Annotated in this window: 21 protein-coding genes and 2 pseudogenes; 12 read left to right on the top strand and 11 right to left on the bottom strand. The window is 65.4% G+C overall.

The window, feature by feature from the left end; genetic code table 11:
• The first annotated feature begins 153 nt into the window (after positions 1-153).
• The 3 genes from ACNANG_RS13435 (at position 154) to ACNANG_RS13425 (ending at position 3491) form a co-directional block, all read left to right on the top strand.
• Complete coding sequence (locus ACNANG_RS13435; RefSeq protein WP_420223378.1) at positions 154-1440, top strand: Zn-dependent hydrolase; 1287 nt, start codon at positions 154-156, stop codon at positions 1438-1440.
• Positions 1441-1551: 111 nt separating this feature from the next.
• Positions 1552-3384, top strand: coding sequence for a sensor domain-containing diguanylate cyclase (locus ACNANG_RS13430; protein ID WP_420223377.1), 1833 nt, complete (start codon positions 1552-1554; stop codon positions 3382-3384).
• A complete protein-coding gene (locus ACNANG_RS13425) occupies positions 3354-3491 on the top strand; it encodes a hypothetical protein (protein WP_420223376.1) in 138 nt (45 codons plus the stop codon). The genes ACNANG_RS13430 and ACNANG_RS13425 overlap by 31 nt, the downstream gene beginning before the upstream one ends.
• 91 nt (positions 3492-3582) lie before the next feature.
• On the opposite strand, the gene ACNANG_RS13420 is transcribed toward ACNANG_RS13425, so the two are convergent.
• Positions 3583-4224 carry a hypothetical protein gene (locus tag ACNANG_RS13420; protein ID WP_420223375.1) on the bottom strand — a complete coding sequence of 214 codons (642 nt, stop codon included), beginning with the start codon at positions 4222-4224 and terminating at the stop codon, positions 3583-3585.
• A 434-nt stretch (positions 4225-4658) separates the two neighbouring features.
• On the opposite strand from ACNANG_RS13420, the gene ACNANG_RS13415 reads away from it, so the two are divergent.
• Both ACNANG_RS13415 and ACNANG_RS13410 read left to right on the top strand, forming a co-directional pair.
• Positions 4659-5714, top strand: coding sequence for a rhodanese-related sulfurtransferase (locus ACNANG_RS13415; protein ID WP_420223374.1), 1056 nt, complete (start codon positions 4659-4661; stop codon positions 5712-5714).
• Complete coding sequence (locus ACNANG_RS13410; protein ID WP_420223373.1) at positions 5711-6388, top strand: glutathione S-transferase; 678 nt, start codon at positions 5711-5713, stop codon at positions 6386-6388. Before ACNANG_RS13415 ends, ACNANG_RS13410 begins: the two co-directional genes overlap by 4 nt.
• 18 nt (positions 6389-6406) lie before the next feature.
• On the opposite strand, the gene ppk2 is transcribed toward ACNANG_RS13410, so the two are convergent.
• Together ppk2 and ACNANG_RS13400 are read right to left on the bottom strand one after the other, a co-directional pair.
• Entirely contained in the window at positions 6407-7324 is a 918-nt protein-coding gene (ppk2, locus tag ACNANG_RS13405; RefSeq protein WP_420223372.1) for a polyphosphate kinase 2, read from the bottom strand.
• 76 nt (positions 7325-7400) lie between these two features.
• Positions 7401-8093 carry an MBL fold metallo-hydrolase gene (locus ACNANG_RS13400; protein WP_420223371.1) on the bottom strand — a complete coding sequence of 231 codons (693 nt, stop codon included), beginning with the start codon at positions 8091-8093 and terminating at the stop codon, positions 7401-7403.
• Between the two features lie 175 nt (positions 8094-8268).
• Here ACNANG_RS13400 and ACNANG_RS13395 point away from each other — a divergent pair, with 175 nt between their 5' ends.
• The 3 genes from ACNANG_RS13395 to ACNANG_RS13385 all read left to right on the top strand — a co-directional run bounded on the left by ACNANG_RS13395 (position 8269) and on the right by ACNANG_RS13385 (position 11506).
• Positions 8269-9201, top strand: coding sequence for a LysR family transcriptional regulator (locus ACNANG_RS13395; RefSeq protein WP_420223370.1), 933 nt, complete (start codon positions 8269-8271; stop codon positions 9199-9201).
• A 103-nt stretch (positions 9202-9304) separates the two neighbouring features.
• A complete protein-coding gene (locus ACNANG_RS13390) occupies positions 9305-10459 on the top strand; it encodes an ABC transporter substrate-binding protein (RefSeq protein ID WP_420223369.1) in 1155 nt (384 codons plus the stop codon).
• Positions 10460-10495: 36 nt separating this feature from the next.
• The gene (locus tag ACNANG_RS13385; RefSeq protein WP_420223368.1) at positions 10496-11506 is read left to right on the top strand and encodes an isopenicillin N synthase family dioxygenase; all 1011 of its coding nucleotides are present in this window, start codon (positions 10496-10498) and stop codon (positions 11504-11506) included.
• Here ACNANG_RS13385 and ACNANG_RS13380 read toward each other — a convergent pair.
• Complete coding sequence (locus ACNANG_RS13380) at positions 11503-12516, bottom strand: zinc-binding alcohol dehydrogenase family protein (protein WP_420223367.1); 1014 nt, start codon at positions 12514-12516, stop codon at positions 11503-11505. The genes ACNANG_RS13385 and ACNANG_RS13380 overlap by 4 nt on opposite strands.
• A 105-nt stretch (positions 12517-12621) precedes the next feature.
• Between ACNANG_RS13380 and ACNANG_RS13375 the strand changes: the two genes are divergently transcribed.
• Both ACNANG_RS13375 and ACNANG_RS13370 read left to right on the top strand, forming a co-directional pair.
• The gene (locus ACNANG_RS13375) at positions 12622-13035 is read left to right on the top strand and encodes a winged helix-turn-helix transcriptional regulator (protein ID WP_420223366.1); all 414 of its coding nucleotides are present in this window, start codon (positions 12622-12624) and stop codon (positions 13033-13035) included.
• 61 nt (positions 13036-13096) lie between these two features.
• A pseudogene (locus ACNANG_RS13370) lies at positions 13097-13947 on the top strand (PA4780 family RIO1-like protein kinase).
• 67 nt (positions 13948-14014) lie between these two features.
• On the opposite strand, the pseudogene ACNANG_RS13365 reads toward ACNANG_RS13370, so the two are convergent.
• The 3 genes and pseudogenes from ACNANG_RS13365 to ACNANG_RS13355 all read right to left on the bottom strand — a co-directional run bounded on the left by ACNANG_RS13365 (position 14015) and on the right by ACNANG_RS13355 (position 16980).
• A pseudogene (locus tag ACNANG_RS13365) lies at positions 14015-14916 on the bottom strand (LysR family transcriptional regulator).
• A 13-nt stretch (positions 14917-14929) separates the two neighbouring features.
• Positions 14930-16309, bottom strand: coding sequence for an ATP-binding protein (locus ACNANG_RS13360; protein WP_420223365.1), 1380 nt, complete (start codon positions 16307-16309; stop codon positions 14930-14932).
• Positions 16306-16980 carry a response regulator gene (locus tag ACNANG_RS13355; RefSeq protein ID WP_420223364.1) on the bottom strand — a complete coding sequence of 225 codons (675 nt, stop codon included), beginning with the start codon at positions 16978-16980 and terminating at the stop codon, positions 16306-16308. The genes ACNANG_RS13360 and ACNANG_RS13355 overlap by 4 nt, the downstream gene beginning before the upstream one ends.
• A 181-nt stretch (positions 16981-17161) precedes the next feature.
• On the opposite strand from ACNANG_RS13355, the gene ACNANG_RS13350 reads away from it, so the two are divergent.
• Positions 17162-17962 carry an iron-containing redox enzyme family protein gene (locus tag ACNANG_RS13350; RefSeq protein ID WP_420223363.1) on the top strand — a complete coding sequence of 267 codons (801 nt, stop codon included), beginning with the start codon at positions 17162-17164 and terminating at the stop codon, positions 17960-17962.
• On the opposite strand, the gene ACNANG_RS13345 is transcribed toward ACNANG_RS13350, so the two are convergent.
• Positions 17875-18528, bottom strand: a complete 654-nt coding sequence (locus ACNANG_RS13345; protein ID WP_420223362.1) for a YbhB/YbcL family Raf kinase inhibitor-like protein — start codon at positions 18526-18528, stop codon at positions 17875-17877. The two genes, ACNANG_RS13350 and ACNANG_RS13345, sit on opposite strands and share 88 nt — an antisense overlap.
• A gap of 234 nt (positions 18529-18762) precedes the next feature.
• Here ACNANG_RS13345 and ACNANG_RS13340 point away from each other — a divergent pair, with 234 nt between their 5' ends.
• The gene (locus ACNANG_RS13340) at positions 18763-19749 is read left to right on the top strand and encodes a tripartite tricarboxylate transporter substrate binding protein (RefSeq protein ID WP_420223361.1); all 987 of its coding nucleotides are present in this window, start codon (positions 18763-18765) and stop codon (positions 19747-19749) included.
• Between the two features lie 149 nt (positions 19750-19898).
• Here ACNANG_RS13340 and ACNANG_RS13335 read toward each other — a convergent pair whose 3' ends face one another.
• From ACNANG_RS13335 to ACNANG_RS13325, 3 genes are all read right to left on the bottom strand, one after another.
• Positions 19899-21467 carry a gamma-glutamyltransferase family protein gene (locus tag ACNANG_RS13335; RefSeq protein ID WP_420227541.1) on the bottom strand — a complete coding sequence of 523 codons (1569 nt, stop codon included), beginning with the start codon at positions 21465-21467 and terminating at the stop codon, positions 19899-19901.
• An 82-nt stretch (positions 21468-21549) separates the two neighbouring features.
• Positions 21550-22422: a LysR family transcriptional regulator gene (locus ACNANG_RS13330; RefSeq protein ID WP_420223360.1), complete on the bottom strand. Its 873-nt coding sequence runs from the start codon at positions 22420-22422 to the stop codon at positions 21550-21552.
• 204 nt (positions 22423-22626) lie between these two features.
• Positions 22627-23127: an acyl-CoA thioesterase gene (locus ACNANG_RS13325; RefSeq protein WP_420223359.1), complete on the bottom strand. Its 501-nt coding sequence runs from the start codon at positions 23125-23127 to the stop codon at positions 22627-22629.
• Positions 23128-23243 lie beyond the last annotated feature (116 nt).

Raw genomic sequence — 23243 nt, 5'->3', positions numbered from 1 at the left:
GCTGACCCCACATGATAGGGAGCAATGCTTTTCAGTAGCCTGAAAACACCGTAACCAAGTGCGAATGGCCTGTGCCCGAAGGACGCGGAGCAAGGCCCGCCTCGCCCCGGCCCCCGAGCGATAATGGGTCTTTACGTGTTGACGGCAGACCCCATGACGATACGACCTCAACTACCGACGCCGGATCAGGCGCTGGCCACCCGGCTGTTCGACGCGCTGCGGCAGCACAGTTTCGACGGTACCGGCATTACCCGTGACAGCTTTGGCAAAGGTGAGCAGGCGGCCCACGATCTGATGATCCGGACCGCGCAATCGCTAGGCCTTGAGGTCGCCATCGATGGCACCCGCAATCTGTACGTCACGCTGCCCGGTGCGGACCGCTCCGCACCTTGCACAATGACTGGCTCGCACCTCGATTCCGTGCCCGCTGGCGGCAATTACGATGGCGCTGCGGGCGTGGTGGCGGGCATGGCTGTCCTGGCTGGCTGGCGCGCCGCCGGACTGACCCCGCCCCACGACATCACCGTGATGGGCGTACGCGCCGAGGAAAGCACCTGGTTCCCTTACTCCTACCTGGGCAGCAAGGGCGCATTCGGCCAGATCGACAGCGCGGCCGTGCTTGCCCTGCGGCGCAGCGACACCGGCCGCACCCTGGCCAGCCACCTTGCGGAGTGCGGCGGCGATCCGGCCACGTTTGGACAGGCATTCCTGTCGCCCGGCCGTATCGCACGTTTTGTGGAACTGCATATCGAGCAGGGGCCGGTGCTGATCGAAGCCGGACTGCCTGTGGGCGTGGTGACCGGCATTCGCGGGGCGATCCGCTACCGGGACGCCCGCGCCCTTGGCACCTACGCCCATTCAGGCGCGGTGCCGCGCCGCAGCCGTCATGACGCGGTGCGCGCAGCCGCGTTGTTCATCACTGCCGTCGACCAGGATTGGGAACAGCTGGAAGATGCGGGCCGCGATCTGGTGATCACCTTCGGCAAGCTGTCGACCAATCCGGCCCAGCACGCGTTCAGCAAGGTCGCGGGCGAAATCGATATCTGCATGGATATCCGCAGCCTCGAATCCGACACGCTGGTCGAGGTCGACGCGCTGCTGGCGCGCCGCGCGGCGGAGATCGCTGAACGTGCGCGGGTCGACTTCGTGCTTGGCGAACGTACTGGCTCGGCCCCGGCCGTGATGGACGCCGCCATCATCGCGCAGCTGTCGCAAGCGGCCGCCACGCACGGCATTCCGGCCATGCGGATTGCCAGCGGCGCCGGCCACGATGCCGCCGTCTTTGCACAGAACGGCATCCCGACCGGGATGATCTTCGTGCGCAATGACCGTGGATCGCACAATCCCGACGAAACCATGGACCTTGACGACTTTGCAAAGGGCACCCGGCTGCTTGCGGAAGCCCTGTGCCCGTCCTGGTCGACTTTCCAGGAGCACTGATGACTGTTGCGCCGTTCCATCCTGTCACCACTGGCCCACACGCCTGGGCGGTGACCCGCTACCATACTGGACAGCTCGCGGCATGCGGGTGCGGCAGGGTGGCGGGACGGCGTGCGATTGGAAAACAAGAACAGAACTGCGGTGCGATGGCGACGGTGGGCTGGCGGGTGGAGCGCACTGCTGGCGCTGGGGCTGTGGCTGACGCTGGCCGCCCCGGGTCAGGTCGGGACCATCGGGTCCGCCCATGCGGCGGAGGCCGTCGCGCTGTCTTCGGCCGACCTCATCCCCCTTCCCTTCGATGGTGGTGGTGACGCCATGCGGGTCGGGCCGCACGCGCAAATCTTTGAAGATACCCGTGGCGATCTGACCTTCTCACAGTTGCGATCAGCAACGACCGGCTGGCGCGCGGCGCCGCTCGACACATTCAATTTTGGCGTTTCGAAATCGGTGTGGTGGGTGCGCGCCAGCGTCCGCAACATCACCGCGGCGCCGCTGCGGATGGTGGTCGACCTGGGCACGCCCAACATGGACTATGTCGACGCCTATGTGATCGCGGCGGACGGGCAGGTGCGCCAACAGGTCCATACCGGCGATCGCCTGCCGTTTTCAACGCGGGGCATTCACGACCGCACACTGGCGTTTGCCCACACCCTGAACGGCCACGAGACGGTGGACGTGTACCTGCGGGTCGCGACGCATGACGGCCTGTTCGAACTGATGCCCTTGCGTGTGTTCGGCACCAAGGGCTTCGTTGAACACACGCACGACGAAAATCTGCTGATCAGCCTGTTCCACGGCGGCCTGATCGTGCTCGTGCTGTACAACCTGTTCCTGTTCGTATCGACGCGCGAAAAGAACTTTGGCCTGTACGTCGTGTATCTGGTGGTGTTCCTGATCAACAGTTTTGCGTTTCGCGGCTTTGACATGGAGCACCTGTGGCCGGACTCGCCGCGCCTGCACAACATCGTGGTGGGCGTCAGCGCCAGCCTGATCTTCGCAAGTGGCGGCGCGTTCACGATGGCCTATCTGCACCTGCGCCGCAATGCCAGGCCGTGGGTCTGGCAGGTGGCGGCGGCGCTGATCGTGGCCAACCTGTGCGGGGCGCTGCTGGGGCTGTTCGACTTCTATACCTTGGCCGCGGGCTTTGCCGCGATCTTCGGGCTGGCGCTGGTCCTGTTCTTGTACGTGACCGCGGCCGTGCTGGCGATGCGCGATGTGCGCGAAGCGCGCTTCGTGGTCATGGCCTTCACGGCGCTGATCTGCAGCGCCGTCCTGTACTACCTGCAGCTGCTCGACGTGCTGCCCGCGACGCGCGTCAGCTTCTGGGCCATGCTGGCCGGGTCCTGGATCGAACTGATGGTGCTGGGCTTCGGGCTGGCGGATGCCATGAACACGCTCAAGACCCAGAAGCTGCAGGCCGAACGGGCGGCGCGCGAGAACCAGGAGGCCATGGCCCTGCGCCTGGAAAAGCGGGTGGTGGAACGCACACTGGAACTGGCCGAAGCCAACCGGCAGCTCAGCGCCATGTCGATCACGGATGAGCTGACCGGCGCCTACAACCGGCGGCACTTCGATCAGCAGTGCGCGCAGCGCCTGGCCCATCGCGGGCGGGGCGAGCCGATCGCGCTTTGCATCTTCGACATCGACCTTTTCAAGCAATACAACGACCGCTATGGCCATGTGGCCGGCGATGCCGTGCTGCGGCGGTTCAGCCATGCCGTGCTGGCCGTGCTGCATCCGGAGGGCCATGCGCTGTTCCGGCTGGGCGGCGAAGAGTTCGCGGCCCTGTTCACGACGGCAACCGAAGCGGAAGCCGATGCCCTTGCCCATCGGCTGCGCGACACGGTCAACGCACTGGCCATCCCCCATGCGGACAGTCCGCGCGGCATCGTGACCGCCAGCTTCGGCGTGGCATGGTGGGGGGCGAGGCGCTGGACGATCTGACGCCCGAAGTGCTGTACGCCGCGGCCGACCGGCTGCTGTACGAAGCCAAGCGCGGCGGGCGCGACAGAGTGGTGATGCACACGCAGGCACCGGTGGATCGGGGGTAGACGCGGCGGGAACGGCCGCGTTGGCCATGGCAGCGCCGCGTGGCCTCCGCTCGCCCACGTGACACCGCGGCCGCCGCGCCGATGCGTCAGACTATCTGGCTGCCGGAAGCTGGTACGCCTCCATCTCGCGCGTGCGCGGATGGTCGGGCCCATAGGTGCGGCGCGCCAGGCCCCGCGCTTCCGCCAGGGTGCGTTCGGCGTCGGCGCGTTTGGAGGGTTGCATGGCAAGCACCTGCGCCAGCACGAAGGTGCGGGACGCGATGGCGTCACTCTCGCCCGACGGCGCGGACGAAGGTGAAGTGCGTCGGATGGCTTCGCGCGCGGCGCCTTCGGCGTCGGTCGCGCGGCCCTGGAAGCGGCTGACCACGGCGCGCGACACGAAGTAGTCGGCGGCGGCCGGGCTGGATTCCACGCCGTTCTTCTTCAGTTCATCGAGCAGGACGGCGCCACGGTCTGCCGCACCCGTCTTGGCCAGGTCACCCGCCAGCAGCACGCCGGCGGCGAAGGTATTGATATCGGTGGGGCCCAGCGCTTTCAGGAAGCCGCCATAGGCAATGACGCCGTACTTGACCGCTTCGGCGCTGTCGCCCCGATACGAGTGGCCGGTTGCCATCAGGGTATAGCCATAGGCCTGGTTGACGTTGCCTTCGCCCATCAGGCGCGCGATCTCGGCATTGAAGCGCTGGCCTTCCTGGATCGCGGCGTCGTAGCGGCCCGCATCCAGCGCGCGCATGCCGGTCTCGAAGATCTGCTGGACGGCGATGGCAGGGTTGGCAACGCCGGAAGGGGCGCCTGCGCGGACGTCGACCCGGGACCGGCGCCCGCCGCCTGCGCCACGGTTTCCGTCGCGGTCGCGTTGGCCAGCAGTGGCGCCAGGCTGAGCACTGCCGCCAGCACCGCGTTCGTCGTTGCAAGAAATCCACGCGCCATCTTGTCGTCCTTGTCGTTCGCTGCCATCACGGCGGGCCTGATCGACGGCCCGCGGCATGTGCGGCTGCTCATCATAACCGCGGGTTCTGAGCCGCCGCAGGCAGCGATACACCTGCAATCGGCCGTGACAGGGCGGCGGACCCGGCCGCGTGGCCTACACTGCTCCTTGCGCCGCGCGCCACGCGGCTGCCCGGCGTACCGGTTTCACCTGGCTCGTTTCCTTCTTGTTTCTGCCCGATGTCTGCCTATCTGATTGCCGCTTTCTATCACTTCGTCGACCTGCCCGACTTTGTCGAGCGCAAGCCGTCGCTGCTTGCCTGTTGCGAAGCCAACGACGTGCTCGGGATGATTCTGCTTGCCGAAGAAGGCGTGAACGGCACGATTGCGGGTCCGCGCGCAGGCGTGCAGGCGGTGCTGGACCATTTGCGGGCCTTTCCGGGTCTGGCAGGCCTGCAGCACAAGGAATCGTTTGCCGACACCGCTCCGTTCTATCGCATGAAGGTCAGGCTGAAGAAAGAGATCGTGACCCTGGGCGTGCCCGGCATCAGCCCGACCCGCATGGCCGGCACCTACGTGAAGCCGGAAGACTGGAATGCGCTAATCAGCGATCCCGAGGTCGTGGTAATTGACGTTCGCAACGATTACGAAGTGTCGCTGGGCACGTTCAAAGGCGCGATCGATCCGCGCACCCGCCACTTCAGCGACCTGCCGGAATGGGTCGAAAAACAGGATGTGCTCAAGGCCAGACCCAAGGTGGCCATGTTCTGCACGGGCGGCATCCGCTGCGAAAAATCCACGGCCCTGCTGCGCGCGCAGGGCTTCGATGAGGTCTACCACCTGGAAGGCGGCATCCTGAAGTACCTCGAAACCGTGCCGGAAGCGCGCAGCCTGTGGGAAGGCGAATGTTTTGTGTTTGATGAACGGGTGTCGGTCGGCCACGGCCTGAAGGTGGGCGAAGCCGTGTTGTGCCGGGCCTGCCGCCATCCGCTGACCAAGGACGATCTGGCGTCACCCTTGTTCGAAGCGGGCGTGAGTTGCCCGCATTGCCACGGCACCAAGACCGAAGCGCAGCAGCGCAGCATTGCCGAACGCCACCGGCAGGTGGAACTGGCGAAACAGCGCAATCAGCGGCACATTGGCGCGCGCTTTCCGGCGGTGTCCAGGGTGGCGGATGTGCCCACTGAATCGGATGCGCCCGAGGTGATCGATGTCCCCGACGCGCCAAGCCCGACCGGGGCGACCGGCGTGGCCGCCGGGCCCGTCCAGCTCACCGCGGCGGACGACGCAGCATGACCGCGGCGCTGCCCGTTCTGTATTCCTTCCGCCGCTGCCCCTACGCCATGCGTGCGCGGCTCGCGATCGCCGCAAGCGGGCAGGCCTGCGAACTGCGCGAAGTCGTGCTGCGCAGCAAGCCTCCCGAGATGCTGCAGGCGTCGCCCAAGGGCACCGTGCCCGTGCTGGTGGACACCGACGGCACTGTCGTGGACCAGAGCCTGGACATCATGCGGTGGGCTTTGCATCGGAACGATTCAGCGCAGTGGTTATCGCCCGATCAAGAAACGGCCGACGCCATGTTCGCGCTGATTGCCGAGAACGATGGCGCGTTCAAACGCCACCTGGACCGCTACAAGTATCCGGAACGTTATCAGGCCGCGGCGGATGCAGACGGCACGGGTGGCGCCGGCGGCACTGCCGAGCGCGATGCGGGCGCGGCGTGGCTGCGCGGGCTGGACACCCGCCTGCAGGCTCATGCCTGGCTATTTGGCAGCCGCCCGTGCCTGGCCGACATGGCCATTGCCCCCTTCGTGCGGCAGTTCGCCCACACCGATGCCGCATGGTTCGCCGCGCAGGACTGGCGCGCGTTACAGGCCTGGTTGACGGGCATTATCGACAGTGACGCCTTCGCCCACGTCATGCAGAAGTGGACGCCGTGGGCATCGGGCACGCAAGGCGTGGCCTTTCCCTGATCCTCAGCCCACTGACCTTCAGTACACCTCGGGCACGATGATGCTGTCCGGCACGGGGTTGCGCACGTAATCGTCGTGCCGCACGCGCGGCGGCAGCACAATGGGCGCGTGCTCGACTTCTTCATACGGCATTTGCGACAGCAGGTGATGGATGCAGTTCAGGCGGGCCTTCTTCTTGTCCACCGCCTGCACCACCCACCAGGGCGCCTCGGGAATATGCGTGCGCTCCAGCATGATTTCCTTGGCCTTGGTGTAGTCCTCCCAGCGCCGGCGCGACTCCAGATCCATCGGGCTCAGCTTCCATTGCTTGAGCGGGTCATGGATGCGCCCAAGAAAGCGCAGGTGCTGCTCTTCGTCGGAAATCGAAAACCAGTATTTGATGACCTGGATGCCCGAGCGCACCAGCATCTTTTCGAACTCGGGCACCGACCGGAAAAATTCCTCGACCTCGTCTTCCGTGCAGAATCCCATCACCCGCTCGACCCCGGCGCGGTTGTACCAGCTGCGATCGAACAGGACCATCTCGCCGGCGGCCGGCAGGTGCGATACATAGCGCTGGAAGTACCACTGCGTGCGTTCGCGATCGTTGGGCGCCGGCAGCGCCGCCACCCGCGCGACCCGGGGATTCAGCCGCTGTGTAATCCGTTTGATCACGCCGCCCTTGCCTGCCGCATCCCGCCCTTCAAAGATGATCACGACTTTGTGGCGCGCCTGGACCACCCAGTCCTGCAACTTGACCAACTCGCCCTGCAAACGAAACAGCTCGCGAAAGTAGCGGCGGCGCTCGGCGCGTTCCTCGTCGGATGCATCAGGCGCCAGGCTGTCCGACAGCCCATCCAGCGGCCGGTCTTCCAGCTCCAGTTCCAGCTCTTCGTCATAGCTGTCGGCCAGGTCCAGGCGAATGCGCCGAATCAAATCGTCGTCGTTGCTTAACATGTCGAGGTCCGGACTCAAAAGGCGGTTGGACCACGACCCTACACCTGCCGCGCTGCAACCATGTGACAGGGTGGGCTCACGGCTGTCCGCAGGCCAGGTTCGCGGGCACGGCAACGTCCATCAGACGGGGATGGGGCAACCGCAGGTTCTGCATGATGTCGATATAGGCCTCGCGGGTCTTGCCCGCCAGCCGCGGGTTGCACCGCTTTTCCTCGCCGATGCTCGACGCCGTCCAGCCCTTGTAATCGTGGCCCGGATACAGCGTGGTGTCGTCGGGTAACTGGAACAGCCGCTGGATCGAGTCCCACGACCGGCCCGCGTCGCCACCCTGGAAATCGGTCCGGCCCGTGCCGCGTATCAACAGCGCATCACCCGTGAACACCGCGCGCGGGCGGTCCGGTTCGAGCACGAAGCTGAACGACTCATTGGTGTGCCCCGGGGTGTACCGCGCCTCAAGCACCACGCCATCGATACGCAGGCGCTCGCCGTCCCGCACCCGGTGCGACACGCAGGTGGCCCGCGAAAACTCGCCCATGACCGTCACGCAGCCGGTGTCATCGCGCAGGTCACCCAGCGCGGTTACGTGGTCGGCGTGCGTGTGCGTGTCGATCGCATGCACCAGGCGAACGTCCAGATCGCGCAGCAATGCGGTATAGCCCGGCATCTGTTCCTTGACCGGGTCGATCAGCAGCGCCTCGCCCCCGATGCGGGAGGCAAGCAGGTAGGTGTATGTGCTGGACGTGGCGTCGAACAGTTGGCGGAACAGCATGGGAACTCCGTCATACAACAATCTTTATTTCTCATGAGTATAAGCAAATAGCCAGTGGAGATATAGAAGCAGACGGTAGAGGCGTTTGCCTGGCGCGGAAGCGTGGCGTCGCGGAGGGATCCGGTGGTGTAATCGGCGATCCCTTCGTCGGCCTGGCCGATACCATGACGCCCCGATGCATGCCTTTTCGCCGCTGATCCGTTACTTCGAAGAAGTCGCCACCCAAGGCTCGGTGCGCCGTGCCGCCGAACGCCTGCACATCGCGCCATCGGCGGTCACGCGCCAGATCCTGAAGCTGGAAGAGGCGCTGGATATGCAACTGTTCGACCGGCTGCCACGCGGCGTGCGGCTGACCTCCGCAGGCGAATTGCTGCTGGCGTCGGTGCATCGGCTGCAGCGCGACTTCGACAGCGCCCTGACGCAGGTGGATGCACTGAAGGGGCTGCGCCGCGGCCGCATCTCGATCGGGGTCATGCAGCATTTCAGCGATCAGGTCATTCCGGATCTGATCACTGAACTCCACGCGCAGTATCCGGGCATCGTCTTTACCGTGTTCGTCGGTAATTCGGACGACATCGTCGACCGGATTGCCAAGGGAGAGCTCGACATCGGCCTGTGCTGGGAACCGCCGGCCTCCGCACCCGTGCGCCGCGTGCGAACCGCCGCCATGCCCATCGGGTTGGTGGTGCGGCCCGACCACCCGTATGCCCTTCGCAAAAGCGTGCGGCTGCGCGAATGCGCGCGGCTGCCGCTGATCCTGCCGACGGACGACATGGAATTGCGCCGCGTGCTGGACAGCACGCTGCATGGCGCGGCGGAACGGCTCGATCCCATGACCGAAACGAATTCGATCGCGACCTTGCGGCAACTGACCTTGCTGGGGACAGGCGTCGCCATCATGGCGCGCATCAACATCGTGCGTGATATCCGTGAGGGGCGGCTGGTGCATGTGCCCCTGTCGGACAAGGGTGTGAAGTCCTTCCACTTCGCTTTGCTGGTGCGCAGCGAACGCAATCTGTCGGTGGCCGCGGCCATGTTGCTCGAGCTGCTTGAAAGCCGCTTCAACGGCTACGTCGGCCAGGACGTTGGGCGGGCATCGGCCCGCTGATGGCGGGCGCGAACAGACCGGAAACGGGGCGGATCAGGCACAAACAGGTCGCGAATACGGCCGCTCAGCGCCCACATCCCGATCGGTTCTGCGTTGCTTTCAGGTGAACGCAGACATCGAAAAACGATGCTGGTTGGCACCCCACGCCGATAGTAGAGTGCAGGCTTTCCCGTCATTGTCGAAGGCCAATCCGATGCGGTCATTGTTCTCTTTGCCCCGCCGCGCGCTGTTGCTAGGCGTGCTTGCGCTCTGTGCCACCGCGGTTGCCGTTCCCGAGACCGCCAGCGCCCAGGCAGCGACGCCGTCCCCCGTCAAGATCCGCTTTCAACTCGACTGGCGTTTTGAAGCGAGCGCCATCCCCTACATCCTCGCGCAGCGCAAAGGCTACTTTGCCCAGGAAGGCCTGGACGTTGCGATCAACGTGGGGTCCGGGGCATCCGCCACGGTGACGCGCCTGGCCACGGGCACGGTGGACATGGGCGTGGGCGACATGTCGTCGGTGATCGAATTTGCCGCCAACAATCCGCAACTGCCCGCGCGTGCCGTCTTCCTGGTCTACGAGAACTCGCCCGCCACGATCATGACCCTGAAGAAAACGGGTATCCGGCGGGTGGCGGATCTGAAGGGCAAGACCATCGGCAGCCCGGTCAACGACGGCGCGCGCAAGGTCTTCCCTTTGCTGGCCGCGGCTAACGGGCTGGCGCAGAACGATGTGACATGGATGTCGGTCGAGCCTGCCATGCGCGAGACCATGCTGGTCCGCGGCCAGGTGGATGCCATCGCCGCCTACCTGGCGTCGGGCCTGATGTCGCTCGAAAAGCTGGGCGTCCCGGCCGATCAGATCGAGATCCTGCCTTACGCCGATCATGGCGTGCAGATCTATGGCAACGCCGTGCTGGCCAGCACGGCCTTCCTGCAATCCCACCCCGATGCGGTTCGCGGCTTTCTGAAAGCCGTAGCGCGCGCCTTCAAGGATGTGTATGCCGACCGTGCCGAAGCCGTCCGTGCACTGAAGGCTTTCGAACCACTGATTGAAGTGCCCGTTGAAACGACGCGCCTCAATATCTTCCTCGACCGGCAAGTCGACACGCCGCTGTCCCGCCGCAACGGGATCGGAGAGATCGACCCGCAGCGCCTGCAGCAGAACATCGACCGGTTGGCGCCCGAGATGAAGTTGAAGACGCGTCCGGACGCCGCGGGCCTGATCGACATGCGCTTCCTGCCGTCCCGCGCCGAGCGCACGGTGATTTCGAATTGAGCAGGCTCAATCATGATCAGCACGGAATCGACATCCATGACCCGCGTTACGCCCACTGCCATGACGCCCACCGCTGCAGTACCGACGACCGTTGCGCCGCTGACCGTGCCGACCATCGCCTTTGGCCGCTTCCACGACGGCACCGCCGCCGAGCGCGAAGCCATTGCCGCGCGGATCATCGCCGCCGGCGAGACCTACGGCTTCTTCTATCTGTCGGATAACGGCGTGCCACGCACACAGATCGATGCCGCGTTCGATGTGGCGCGCGCGTTCTTTGCCCTGCCCCTGGCCGACCGCATGGCATGCCGTGCCGGCGAAAAACGCCAGAACCGGGGCTACCAGCCCATGTTCGACACGCAACAACGGGCCGAGGCCACCCCGGATGGCAAGGAATCGTTCGACATGGGCTTCCCATTCCCGGCGGATGACCCGGGCGTGATGGCGGGCCTGCCCTTCCACGGACGCAATACCTGGCCGGAACTGCCTGGGTTTCGCGACACGATCGAAGGCCTGTACAACCGCCTGCTGACGACCGGCCATGACGTGCTGCGCGCCATGGCGCTCGGCCTGGGCGCCGACCCGGAACTGTTTGCGCGCCAGTGCCAGCGGCCATCCACGAACATGCGCCTGGTGCACTACCCACCCCAGGACCAGATCGCCGGGCGCACCGACAAAGGCGCGGGCGCGCATACCGATCGCGGCCTGATCACCCTCCTGCTCAACGACAATGAAGCCGGACTGGAAGTGCAATCGCTGGACGGCGCCTGGATCGCCGTGCCGCCCCAGCAAGATGCATTGATCGTGAACGTGGGTCAGTTGATGACCCGCTGGACCAACGGCAGGCTGCGGTCGGCAGTGCATCGGGTCATCAATGCGTCGGGGCGCGAGCGGTATTCGATCCCGCAGTTCCACCACCCCGACTATCACACGGTGGTGGACCCGCGCGACCTGCCGCTGACCGAGGAACCGGCATTCGATGCCGTCGTGGCCGGCGACTTCGTCGCGAAGGGCTTTGGCGCCGATCGCGCGTCCTGGAAGACCGCTTAAAACCCTTCCAGCACCACCTTGCCTTTGGCCTTGCCCGACTCGATCAGCGCATGGGCGTGCTTCAGGTTCTGGGCGTTGATCGTGCCGAACTGTTCGCCCAGCGTGGTGCGGAGGATGCCGGCGTCGATCAGGTCGGCCACTTCGTTCAGCAGGTGATGCTGCTCGATCATGTCGGGTGTCTGGAACAGCGAGCGGGTGAACATCAATTCCCAATGCACGGACACCGCCTTGCGCTTGAGCGGCATGATGTCCAGCGTCTTGGGATCGTCGATCAGCAGCAGCTTGCCCTGCGGAGCAACGACTTCGACGATGCTGTCGAAATGGTCGGACGTGTTGGTCAGGCTGGCGATCTTTTCCACGTTCTCGATGTTCAGCGCCTGCAGCTGCGGCAGGAAGGGCTTGCTGTGGTCGATGACGTGATGCGCCCCCAAGGACAGGCACCATTCACGCGTTTCGGGGCGTGATGCGGTCGCGATCACCGTCAGGCCGGTCAGGCGGCGTGCCAGCTGGATCAGAATGGACCCCACGCCACCCGCGCCGCCAATGATCAGCAGATGGCCGGCGTCGCGCTTCTTGCCCACGACGGCGCCAAGCCGGTCGAACAGCAGTTCCCAGGCGGTGATGGCGGTTAGGGGCAGCGCCGCGGCTTCGGCGTTGCTGAGGGTCGAGGGCTTGCGGCCGACGATGCGTTCATCCACCAGGTGGAATTCGGCATTGGCGCCCGGACGCGCGATCGACCCGGCGTAATACACCGCGTCGCCCGCCTTGAACAGGGTCACGTCCGGTCCGACGGCTTCGACAATACCGACGGCGTCCCACCCCAGCACCTTGGCCTCCCCTTCCGGCGGGGTGGCGCTCTTGCGCACCTTGGTGTCAACCGGATTGACCGAGATCGCCTGCACCGCCACCAGCAGGTCGCGGCCGGTGGCCTGCGGTTTGGGCAGCTGCAGGTCCTGCAGCGCGGCGGGATCGTTGATGGGAAGCGGGGTGTGGTAGCCGACGGCTTTCATGGCGTTGCCTTGCGAGAGGAATAATGAACCGCTAAATTAGGCCATACCGACCTTCCGGTAAATACGCCAATTTTGTGTATCTAGTACCCTTTTGGATACTGTCCCATGACACCCAAGACCTATGACTGCGCGGCGGGCTGCCCGGTCGAAGCCACGCTGGACCTGATCGATGGCAAGTGGAAAGGCGTGATCCTGTACCACCTGTGCGATGGCACCCTGCGGTTCAATCAGTTGCGCAAGGCGCTGGCCGGCATCACCCAGCGCATGCTGACCAAGCAGCTGCGCGAGCTGGAAGCGTGCGGGCTGATCGAGCGCAAGGTCTATGCGCAGGTGCCGCCCAAGGTCGAATACACGCTGTCGGCGGAAGGCGAAAGCCTGCGGCCGGTGATTACGGCGCTGGCCACGTGGGGCAAGGCGCGGATCGCACGGGTGCATGCGGACAACGCCGCCGTTGGCGCCGATGCCGTGGAACGGGCCGCCGCCGAAGGCGCCGACCCCTACGCCCTGCACGCAGCCTAGCTCTGCAGTTGTACTATGCACACGGTCCGGCGCCCCTGCCGGTCCCCACTCCCAACGGCCGATGAAGACACCCAAAAGAATCCTGCCCCTCGTGGAAGAAGGCCTCGTCGATGACGTGCTGCGTCAATTGATGAGCGGCAAGGAAGCGACCGTCTATGTGGTCCGCTGCGGCGACGACATCCGCTGCGCCAAGGTCTACAAGGAAGCCAACCAGCGCGCCTTTCACCAGGCCGTGTCGTACACCGAGGGCCGCAAGGTCAAGAACAGCCGGCAGGCGCGCGCCATGGAAAAAGGCACCCGCTACGGCCGCAAGATGCAGGAAGAGACCTGGCAGACCGCCGAGGTCGATGCGCTATACCGCCTGGCCAACGCCGGCGTGCGCGTGCCGCAGCCCTATCTGTGCCACGAAGGCGTGTTGCTGATGGAACTGGTCACGGATGCCGACGGCAATGCGGCGCCGCGTCTGAACGATATCGAACTGACGCCCGACCTGGCGCGCCGCTATCACGCCATGCTGATCGAGCAAGTCGTGCTGATGCTCTGTGCCGGCGTGGTGCACGGCGACCTGTCCGAGTACAACATTCTTGTCGATGCCGACGGCCCGGTCATCATCGACCTGCCGCAGGCGATCGATGCAGCTGCCAACAACAATGCGGGCGTCATGCTCGAGCGGGACGTCGAGAACCTGGCCACCTTTTTGCGCAGGCCGCTCCGGAATTGGCCGATACCCAATACGGCAAGGAGATCTGGAAAGCCTATGAGGCCGGCGAGTTGCGGCCCGGCATGACGCTGACCGGGAAGGTGGAAGTGGATCACCGTCCGGCCGACGTGGGCGCGGTGCTGCGCGATATCGAAGCGGTGCGGCGCGAGGAAGAAGAACGGCTGCGCGCGTTGCAGGAAATGCGGGAGTAGGCGCTGCGCCGTGACGTGTGGATGGCCGCTTCGTTGGCGATTGCAAGGAGTTGCTAGACGCAAGCAACTACCCGCGCCGTTTCCCGTCCACCACCATCTCGCCCAGAAAATCCAGGAAACACGCGATCCGCAAGGCGATCTGCGTGTTCCGGTAATACACCGCGTTGATCGACTGGAAGGAATCCACCGTGTCCTTGGCCAGCACCTGCACCAGATCGCCCCGTTCACGGTCCGCTTCGGTCAGGTAATCGGCCAGGCTTGCGATGCCCTGCCCCGCCAAGGCCAGCAGCCGCAGCGTCTCGCCGTTCGACGCGGCAATGCGCGGCTCGACCACGAAGGGGTGGCCGGATGCATCGAGCACCGGCCACCGGTTCAGCCCCGGCAATTGATTGAACCCCAACAGGTCGTGACCGCCCAGCGCCGACACCGTGCGCGGCTTGCCCCGCTGCCGCAGGTAGGCCGGGCTGGCCAGCAAACGTACCCGGCTCATGAACAGGTGCCGCGCGCGCAAGGTCGAATCCTGCAGCGTGCCGATGCGAATCGCCACGTCGGTGCGGTGTTCGAGCAGATCGATGATTTCTTCGCTGCTGTCCAGTTCCAACGTGATGTCGGGATAGCGCGCGCGAAACTCGCCCACCAGCGGCACGATCACGTGGAACATGAAGGCGGGCGCGGCATTGACCCGCAAGCGGCCTGACGGCTTCTGCTGGCGGATCGCCACCTGCTCTTCGGCCTCTTCGACCAACGCAATGATCTGCCGCGCCTGCGCCAGGAACGCCGCGCCTTCTTCGGTCAGCTCGATACGCCGCGTGGTGCGGTTCATCAGGGCGGTGCCCAGCTTTTTTCGAGGCGGCTCAGCGCCCGGCTGACACCCGATATGGTCTGCCCCAGTTCATGGGCGGCCGCGGTGATCGACCCGGTGTCGATCACGGTGCAGAAGGCAAGCAGTTCGTCGAGCGTGGTTTTCATGGGTGGAAGGTGATCAGGCGGGCATTGGCGGCCGCGACTCGCGCCTGACCGTGGCGATGAAGCCGCGGATCGCCGGGCCTTGCATCCGGTTGGCAAAGACGATTTCCAGTCCGTGGATACGCGCCACGCGGCGTGCGATCGACAGGCCCAGCCCGCTGCCCTGCTCCTGCTGGCCTGGCATGCGGAAGAAACGGTCGCCCAGGCGCTCCAGGCTCTCGGCTGACACGCCGGGCCCGTCATCCTCGATGTCGATGCGGTCAGCCAGGAAGCGCAGCGTCACCAGGCCGTGGTCCACGCTGTAACGCACCGCATTGTCCAGCAGATTGCGCAGCAGCAGACCCAGCAGATGCTCGTCGCCCGCCACGGCAAGCGCGGGCGTTCCTTCCGGCGGCCAGATGACTTCGATGTCCACGTTCTTGCGCTGCGCCAGTGCCAGGCAGTCCGAAATCGCCTGCTCGGTCAGCCGTGGCCAGGACACGTCGGCGCGCGATTCCGCCTGCGTGACATGCTCCAGCCGCGCCATGGCAAGCAACTGCGAGACCAGGCGATTCAAGCGCTCGATACCGATCTCGAGCTGGGCGCCGGCGCGCAGGCGCTCGGCCGGATCGGACGCGCGCTGGACGACTTCCCACTGCGACCGCAGCGCGGCCAAGGGCGTGCGCAGCTCGTGCGCGGCGTCGGCGGTCAGGCGCCGCTCGTGTTCGATCGACGCCGACGCGCGCGCCATCAGCTGATTGATTGCCTGGACCAGCGGCACGATTTCTCCGGGCACGGCTGGCATGTCGAGCGGCGTGGGATCGTCCGCGCTCCGCTTCTCTATCTCGTGGGACAGTTCCCGCACGGGCCGCAATGCACGTCGCACGCTCCACGCGAGCAGCAGCATCAGCACAGGCAGCCCCACCAGCCAGGGGATGATCTGCCCGAGCATGGTCGACATCACCAGTTCATCGCGCTCGCCCAGTCGTTGACCGACCGCGACCCGCCAGCCCCCGTGCTCGTTCTCGAGGTAATACACGCGCCAGGCATTACCCGAGATATCCATATCGGCGAACCCATGCGTGCCGTCACGCCTGGGCAAGGGGTCGGTGCCGGCATCGCTTTCGATGCGCACGTGGTGGCGATCGGGCGCCCAGGCAGAAATGGCGATATCGCCAAGTATCGCGTCGCCCTGGCTGCCGCGCGGCACCGCCTGCGGCATGCGCCTGGCGTCCAGTGCATCGACGTCGAACAGGGGCAGCAGCGCATACGTCTGCTGCGCCATCCTGACCATGCCGGTGTCGTATAGCTCATTGATTTCCAGTTCGGCTTGCCAATACGTGACCGTGATGGTCAGCAGCCAGGCGACCGGCGCGGCCAGCAGCACCGACATCAACAACCGCCGCTGGAGCGTCATGGGCCGACCTCTTCGGTGGTGCCCAACGCATAGCCCGACCCACGCAAGGTCCGCACGATCTTGGGGTGCAGTTTGCGGCGCAGGTGATGGATGTGCACTTCAAGCGTGTTGCTTTCGAGGACGTCATTCCAGTCGTACAACTTTTCCCGGATGAAATCGCGCGTCAGGACGCGGTTCGGGTGCGTCAGGAACAGTTCGAGCAATCCTGCTTCGCGGGCGGTCAGCTCCACCGGCACCCCCCGCCAGAACGCCTGTTGCGAAGAGGGTTCGTAGCGCAGTTCGCCGTGCGTCCAGACCGGCTCCGGCATGCCGGCGCTGCGCCGCGTCACGGCGCGCAGGCGCGCGGCCAGTTCGTCCAGGGTGACCGGCTTGACGAGATAGTCGTCGGCGCCCGCGTCCAGGCCCCCGATCCGGCTCTGCACCGCGTCCCGGGCCGTCAGCACCACGACAGGAATCCGTTTGCCGGTGGCACGCCAGCGCGCGAGCAGGACCATGCCGTCGTCGCCGGGCAGGCCCAGGTCCAGGACGATCGCGTCGTACGCGACAGCAGACAGCGCGTGATCCGCCTCCTGTCCATGACGAAACCAGTCCACGGCATAGCCGAGCAATCTGAGTCCGCGTGACAGGCCATCGCCGAGCAACGGGTCATCTTCAACAATCAGTATTCGCATGCAAGCGCCACTCGCCTTTGGGACCGGGCAAGCGTACCACTGCGAATGGATGACCCCGAAAGACGCCGACTTAATGTGTGGTTAAGGTTGGCCCTCTACCCTGCGAGCCTGATAAAGGAACCCGCCACCTTGGCTTTTGTGACGCGGGTTCCGGACCGCGACCCCAAGGACGTTTGCACAGATGGCTTTCTTCACCACCCTGATCGCACAGACCAGCGACAGTCGCCAGGACTTGATCGACACACCCGTTGTGCAGGCCTGCCTGCGCGGGCAGGTTTCTCCTGAAAGCTATCGGGCCTTGCTGCAGGAAACCTACTACCTTATGCGCCGTACGGCAGCCATTTTGCGCGCCTGTCGCGACGATTTGAAAGACCGTCCGGTCTGGCTGGTCACGGCGCTGGACGGCTACATCGGCGACCAACAGGCTGCGGAAGACCGGATCCTGGATGATTTCATTGCATCGGGTGGCGACGCCCATGCCTTGCGGCTGGGCGCACCCGGCGCAGCCACGACGGTCCTGGTCGCCTGTGCCTGCGACATGGTGGCCCAGCATCGACCGATGGGCGTGTTCGGCCTGGTCCATGTGCTGGAAACCACCAGCGTTGCCCTGGCTTTGGCAGCCACCGACCGGATACAGCAAAGCCTGCAGTGGCCCGACCACGCCTTTACCTACCTGCGCTCGTTTGGCACCGCCGACCGTGACCGTATCGCCCAGTGCGCCATGCTGATGGATGAGATCGTCAGCGCAACGGATCAGCAAGTGATCGTCGAGAGCGCAAGGATGTTCTACCGGCTGTATGGCGATATGCTGCGCGGCTTGCCTGCCGGCCACCCCGCGGCGGCCGCGGCGCATTCCGACTGCGCCCCGGCGCCGCTGTGGCCGAGTGCCCGGGATCAGATCAACGCGCTGCGGTCCGGCGTGATCGGGACGGCGGTCTCTTCCTGGGCGCCGATCTTGATGCTGCCGTCGGGCCGTTCATAAGTCCCGATCAGGCAGCCGCTGGCCACCGCGCGTTCGCGCAGCGCGTCCAGCACTTCGTCGCGCCCTGGGGTGGACGAAAACGGTTCCCCCGCTGCCAGCGCAAACACCTGGAAGGCATATCGATGCGGACCGTGGCCCGGAGGCGGATCGGGCGGCAGCCACTTGGCGGTCAGGTAGGAATTGCGGCCGGTGTGCAGGCCGTCGTCGCCCTCGTGGTCGGGACTTTCCAGCGCACCGGCTTCCAGGGCGCCGTCGCTGCCCACGGGCAAGTCCACCACGATGGCGTGGACCAGGGGCTTGGGGGTGGGCGCATCGGCGTCTTCAACGATGAGCACGACAGCGGCGGCGTTGGACGGCACCCCCGACCATTGCACGGGCGGCGATATGCCGACGCCGTCCGCCGTGTACAGCTCGGGAATTGGCGCGTGGTCCAGGAAGGCCATGCTGTGCACGGTCAAGGACGCGCTGCCGGCACCGGTGCCGATCTGGTTGAAGGCAATCTTGTCGAGCCCGGCCCGCTGGTTGTGCAGCGCGTGGCCGATACTGTCGGGCAGTTTTTCCAGCATGATGGTTCTCCCTTAAGTGGCTCGCCCCGGGCGCGCAGATGGCGTTCGGGACCACTTTCATCGTAGGAGTTTGCGGCGTAACACGGCGCGAGAAGTTGCTACGAGACTCGACCGCAGCCTGGCGGGCGGGTCGCCCCGCGTGCCCCACAGGTTGATTCAAGGTTCAAGATTGAATAGTTGGTGGCCGGCTCTTAGGATGCGTCTACATAACGACAAAAGCAGACTGGAGACACCATGTCCAACCTTCGTCCCGCCGCGCTGGCCCTTGCCGGCGTCGTGCTGGCGGGCGCCTCGGCGCTCGCCCCTGCCCTTGCCCAGGCCCAGGCCTTTCCCGACAAACCGATCCACATCATCGTGCCGCTGCCGCCGGGCGGCTCGAACGACGTGCTCGCGCGCATCGTGGGCCAGGAAATGTCCAAGACCTTCGGGCAGCCGGTCATCGTCGAAAACAAGCCCGGTGCGGCTGGCAACATTGCGACCGACTACATCGCCAAGTCGGCGCCCGACGGTTACACCATCGCCATCGCGCCGAACCAGACGGTGGCGGTCAATCCGGTGCTGTATCCGAAGCTGCCGTTCGATGCGTCACGCGATCTGACCGGCGTGACGATGATGGGCCGCGTGCCACTCGTGCTGGTGGTGCCGCCGCAGGTCAAGGCCAATTCGGTGGCGGACGTGATCGCGCTGGCCAAGGCGACGCCGGACAAGTTGACGTTCGCCACCGCGGGATCAGGCAGTCCGCAACATATGTCCGCCGAGATCTTCAAGTCGATGACGGGGGTGCGGATGACGCAGGTGCCGTATCGCGGCTCGGTGCCGGCGCTGGTGGACGTGCTGGCGGGCACGGTGGACATGATGTTCTGCCCGATCAATTCCGCCCTGCCCTACATCCGCAGCGGCAAGCTGCGGGCGCTGGGCATCACGGGCGAAAAGCGGCTGCCGCTGCTGCCGGACGTGCCGACGATTGCCGAGACGCTGCCAGGCTATGAAAGCGATATCTGGATCGGGATGATCGCGCCGGCCAGGACGCCGGCGCCGGTGATCGCCAAGCTCAATACCGAACTGCGGCGCGCGTTGGCCTTGCCCGAAGTGAAGGACAAGCTGGCGGAACAGGGCATCTTTACGGAGACGAGCACACCGGAAGCCTTTACGGCAACGATGGCGGCCGACCAGAAACGCTGGGCGGAAGTGATCAAGAACGCGAACATCCGGCCGGAATGAACGCGGCAGGGCCGGCCGGTTCCGTTGCCTGAACCGGCCGGCCCGTTGCCACAGTGCATCCTTGCTCCAGCCGTGAACCGGTCCGGATGACGACAACCTGGCAGCAGCCCGGCACTGGATCAGCCGCCGAGCCGCCGCCTGGGAACGGCTTACCAGCCTACACACGCCCCATCGCTGCGGGGATCGGAACCGCCTTCGAACAGGCCGCCCGGGTGCATCACCACCGCGCCGGCATGGCCCATGGTTTCGTCGTAGGGCAGCAGCACATCCACTTCATGCCCCAGCGCGCGCAACGCGTCGATCGTGGCTTGCGGAAAGCGCGCTTCGAGCTTGAGCGTGTCGCTGACCTGACCCCAGGTGCGGCCCAGCAGCCAGCGGGGCGCATCGATCGCGGCTTGCGGATTCATGCCGAAGTTGGCGATACGGCTGAACACCGCGCTTTGCGATTGCGGCTGGCCATCGCCTCCCATATTGCCGTAGACCATGATGCGGCCATCGTCGAAGTGGGCCATGGCCGGGTTGAGCGTGTGGAAGGGCTTGCGGCCGCCCATGAGCGGGTTGCGCGCGGCGGGGTCCAGCGAAAAGCTGCAACCGCGGTTCTGCCAGTTGACGCCCGACTGGTCCAGCACGATGCCGCTGCCGAACTCGTGGTAGATGCTCTGGATGAAGCTGACGGCCACGCCGTCCTTGTCGATCACGCCCATCCACACGGTATCGGCCGGACCCTTGCCCTGGCCCCACGGCAGCGCGCGATCCGCCGACAGGGCCTGCGCCATGGCGTCGAGCGCGGCGGGGTCGAGCAGGCTTTGCGGGTCGATCCGCATGTGGGCCGGGTCGGTGATTTCGCGGTCGCGGATCTTGAAGGCCTGCTTGGTGGCCTCGACGCAGGCATGCACATAGGATGCGCCCAGCGGGTCCATGTCGCCCTTGAACAGGCGGTCCAGCTGTCCCAGGATCATGAGCGACACCACGCCTTGCGTTGGCGGCGGCATGTTGTAGATCTTGCCGAGCGAGTGCTGCAGGGCCAGCGGCGTTTTCCAGACGGCTTCGTGCCGGTTCAGGTCGGCCAGCGACACGGGCGAGCCCACGGCGGCCAGGTCGCTCGCCATGCTCTGCGCCAGTTCGCCACGATAGAAGTCGTCCAGGCCATTGCGGGCCAGGTGCTCCAGGGTCGCGGCGAGCCGGGATTGCACGAACCGGGTGCCGGCCTGCGGCGCCGCGCCGTCGTGCAGGAAGGTCTGCGCAAAGCCGGGTACGGCCATCAATTCATCGCGCTTGCCGGCCGTGCACAGGGCCTGGCTGCGGGTGACGGGAATGCCGTCACGGCCGTAGTCGATTGCGTCTCCGAGCAGACGGGTCAGGGGCAGGCGGCCACCCAGGGCCTGCTGCGAATACTGATAGGCGGCGTCCCAGCCCGAAATGGTGCCGGCGACGGTGTTGGCGGCCAGGCGGCCCCGGAACGGAATGGCCGAGATGCCCTGGGCGCGGTAGGTGTCGATGCTGGCCGACGCCGCCGATGCGCCGCAGGCTTCGAGGCCACGCGGGGCTTCGCCCGGCCGCGAGATCAGCCAGAACCCGTCCCCGCCAATGCTGTTCATGTGCGGGTAGACCACGGCAATGGTGGCGGCCGCGGCGATCATGGCTTCGACCGCGTTGCCGCCTTCACGCAAGACGGCCATCGCGCTTTGCGACGCCAGGGCGTTGGGGGCGACGGCCATGCCACGCGTGCCGCGGGCGGGGTTGGGGGTGAAGTTCACTGAGGTTCCTTATCTCGACGAGCGCGCAAACCTCAACTTTACGTCAGATCATGGGCGGCGATTCGGCCCGGCGCAGCAGTTCCCAGAAGGTCAGCACGGCCGGATTCTTCATGGAACGCTTCTTGGCGACGAAGGCAACCGGCGGCGACAACTGGGGCAGCTTGATCGGCAGCACCCGCACCTGGCCTGCCCACTCGTAGCTCACGCCGTGGTCGCGGGTGGCTACCGTCAGCAGCTTGGACCCGGTCAGCAGCGGCAGGGTGAACACGAACGACGACGTCTCGATCAACGCTTCCGGCGGCGGCAACCCTTCGGACACGAAGGCCGTGGTCAGCACATGCCGCAGGTGGGACCCGGCCTTGGGCAGCACCCACGATTCCTTTACCAGGTCTTCCAGGATGACGGCATCGCAGCGGGCAAAGGGGTGGTCGGGTGACGCCACCACGCAGATTTCTTCGTCGTACAACGGGCTGTAGAAAAAGGCAGGACTCTGGAAGGACTCGATCCAGTCTTCGGGCATGCGGCCCAGGATGCAGTCCAGTTCGTCCTGCTGCAGGCATGACGCCAGGTCGGACGACGTGGCGTCGCATAACTCCAGGCGGCAGGGAATTTCGGCCAGCAGTTGCGGCACGACCTTTTGCAGTACCCCGAAAAACGTGTGCTGGACGGCGCCAATACGCAGCACGGGCGTGGCTTCGGGCTGCACCAGTTCCTGCGTCAGCATGGCCAGTTCGCTCGACACGCCACGCAGGCGGCCAATGGCGATTTCACCCGCCTTGGTCAGGGTCATGCCCTGGGCCGTGCGGTAGAACAAGGGAACGTCAAAGGCAGCTTCGACTTCGCGCAGCATGGCGCTGGCGGTCGACTCCGTCATGTTCATCGCTTTCGCGGCCTGATGCAGCGCCCCGAAATCCACCAGTGACTCCACCAGTTGAAGATGACGAATACGCAGGTTCGATAACCCGGACTCCCCGACGTGCCTCATCACCGCGCCTTTTAATTATTGACTTTCGTGTGTCTGACTTTCGTATGCTGGCGACGATAGCAAACACTTCGGCGCAGCGCTATAGCAGCCGCGCGTCTTGCTGTCAATACAACGTTGGCGTGGGATGATGCCCGGTCAGTCTTCCTGCGCGCCCGTCGTGCGCACCTTGATCACCTTGTGGCGGCGCTCCATTTCCTGACGCAGTTCTCGGCGCAGGCCTGCCGCTTCGAACCGCTGCTTTTCTTCTTCGGTCTGCGGCACCAGCGGCGGCACCACGGCCGGCACACCATCATCGTCCACCGCCACCATCGTGAAGTAGCAGCTGTTGGTGTGACGCACCGTTTTCTCGCGGATGTTTTCGGTCACCACCTTGATGCCGATCTCCATCGAAGTGCGGCCGGTGTAGTTGACCGACGCATAGAAGGTGACGAGTTCGCCAACGTGAATGGCCTGCCGGAACACCACCTGGTCGACCGACAGCGTCACCACATAGCGGGCGGCGTAGCGGCTGGCACAGGCATACGCCACCTGGTCCAGGTACTTCAGAATCGTGCCGCCATGCACGTTGCCCGAGAAGTTCGCCATGTCGGGCGTCATCAGGATGGACATCGAGAGCTGGTGCTGGAGATCGTTCATGGCAAGGCACGCAAATGTGAGGGACGTGGCGCGATTGTAATGACGCGATTCGCGTGCCGATGCCGGACTGTTGCAAAATAGCGGATGGAGGCGCCCGGCCTCCTTGCACCACGCAT

Origin of the sequence: Pigmentiphaga litoralis, from assembly GCF_048632615.1 — a bacterium.
Classification (GTDB): Bacteria; Pseudomonadota; Gammaproteobacteria; order Burkholderiales; family Burkholderiaceae_B; genus Pigmentiphaga; species Pigmentiphaga litoralis_B.
This window is presented reverse-complemented; position numbering and strand designations above follow the sequence as displayed.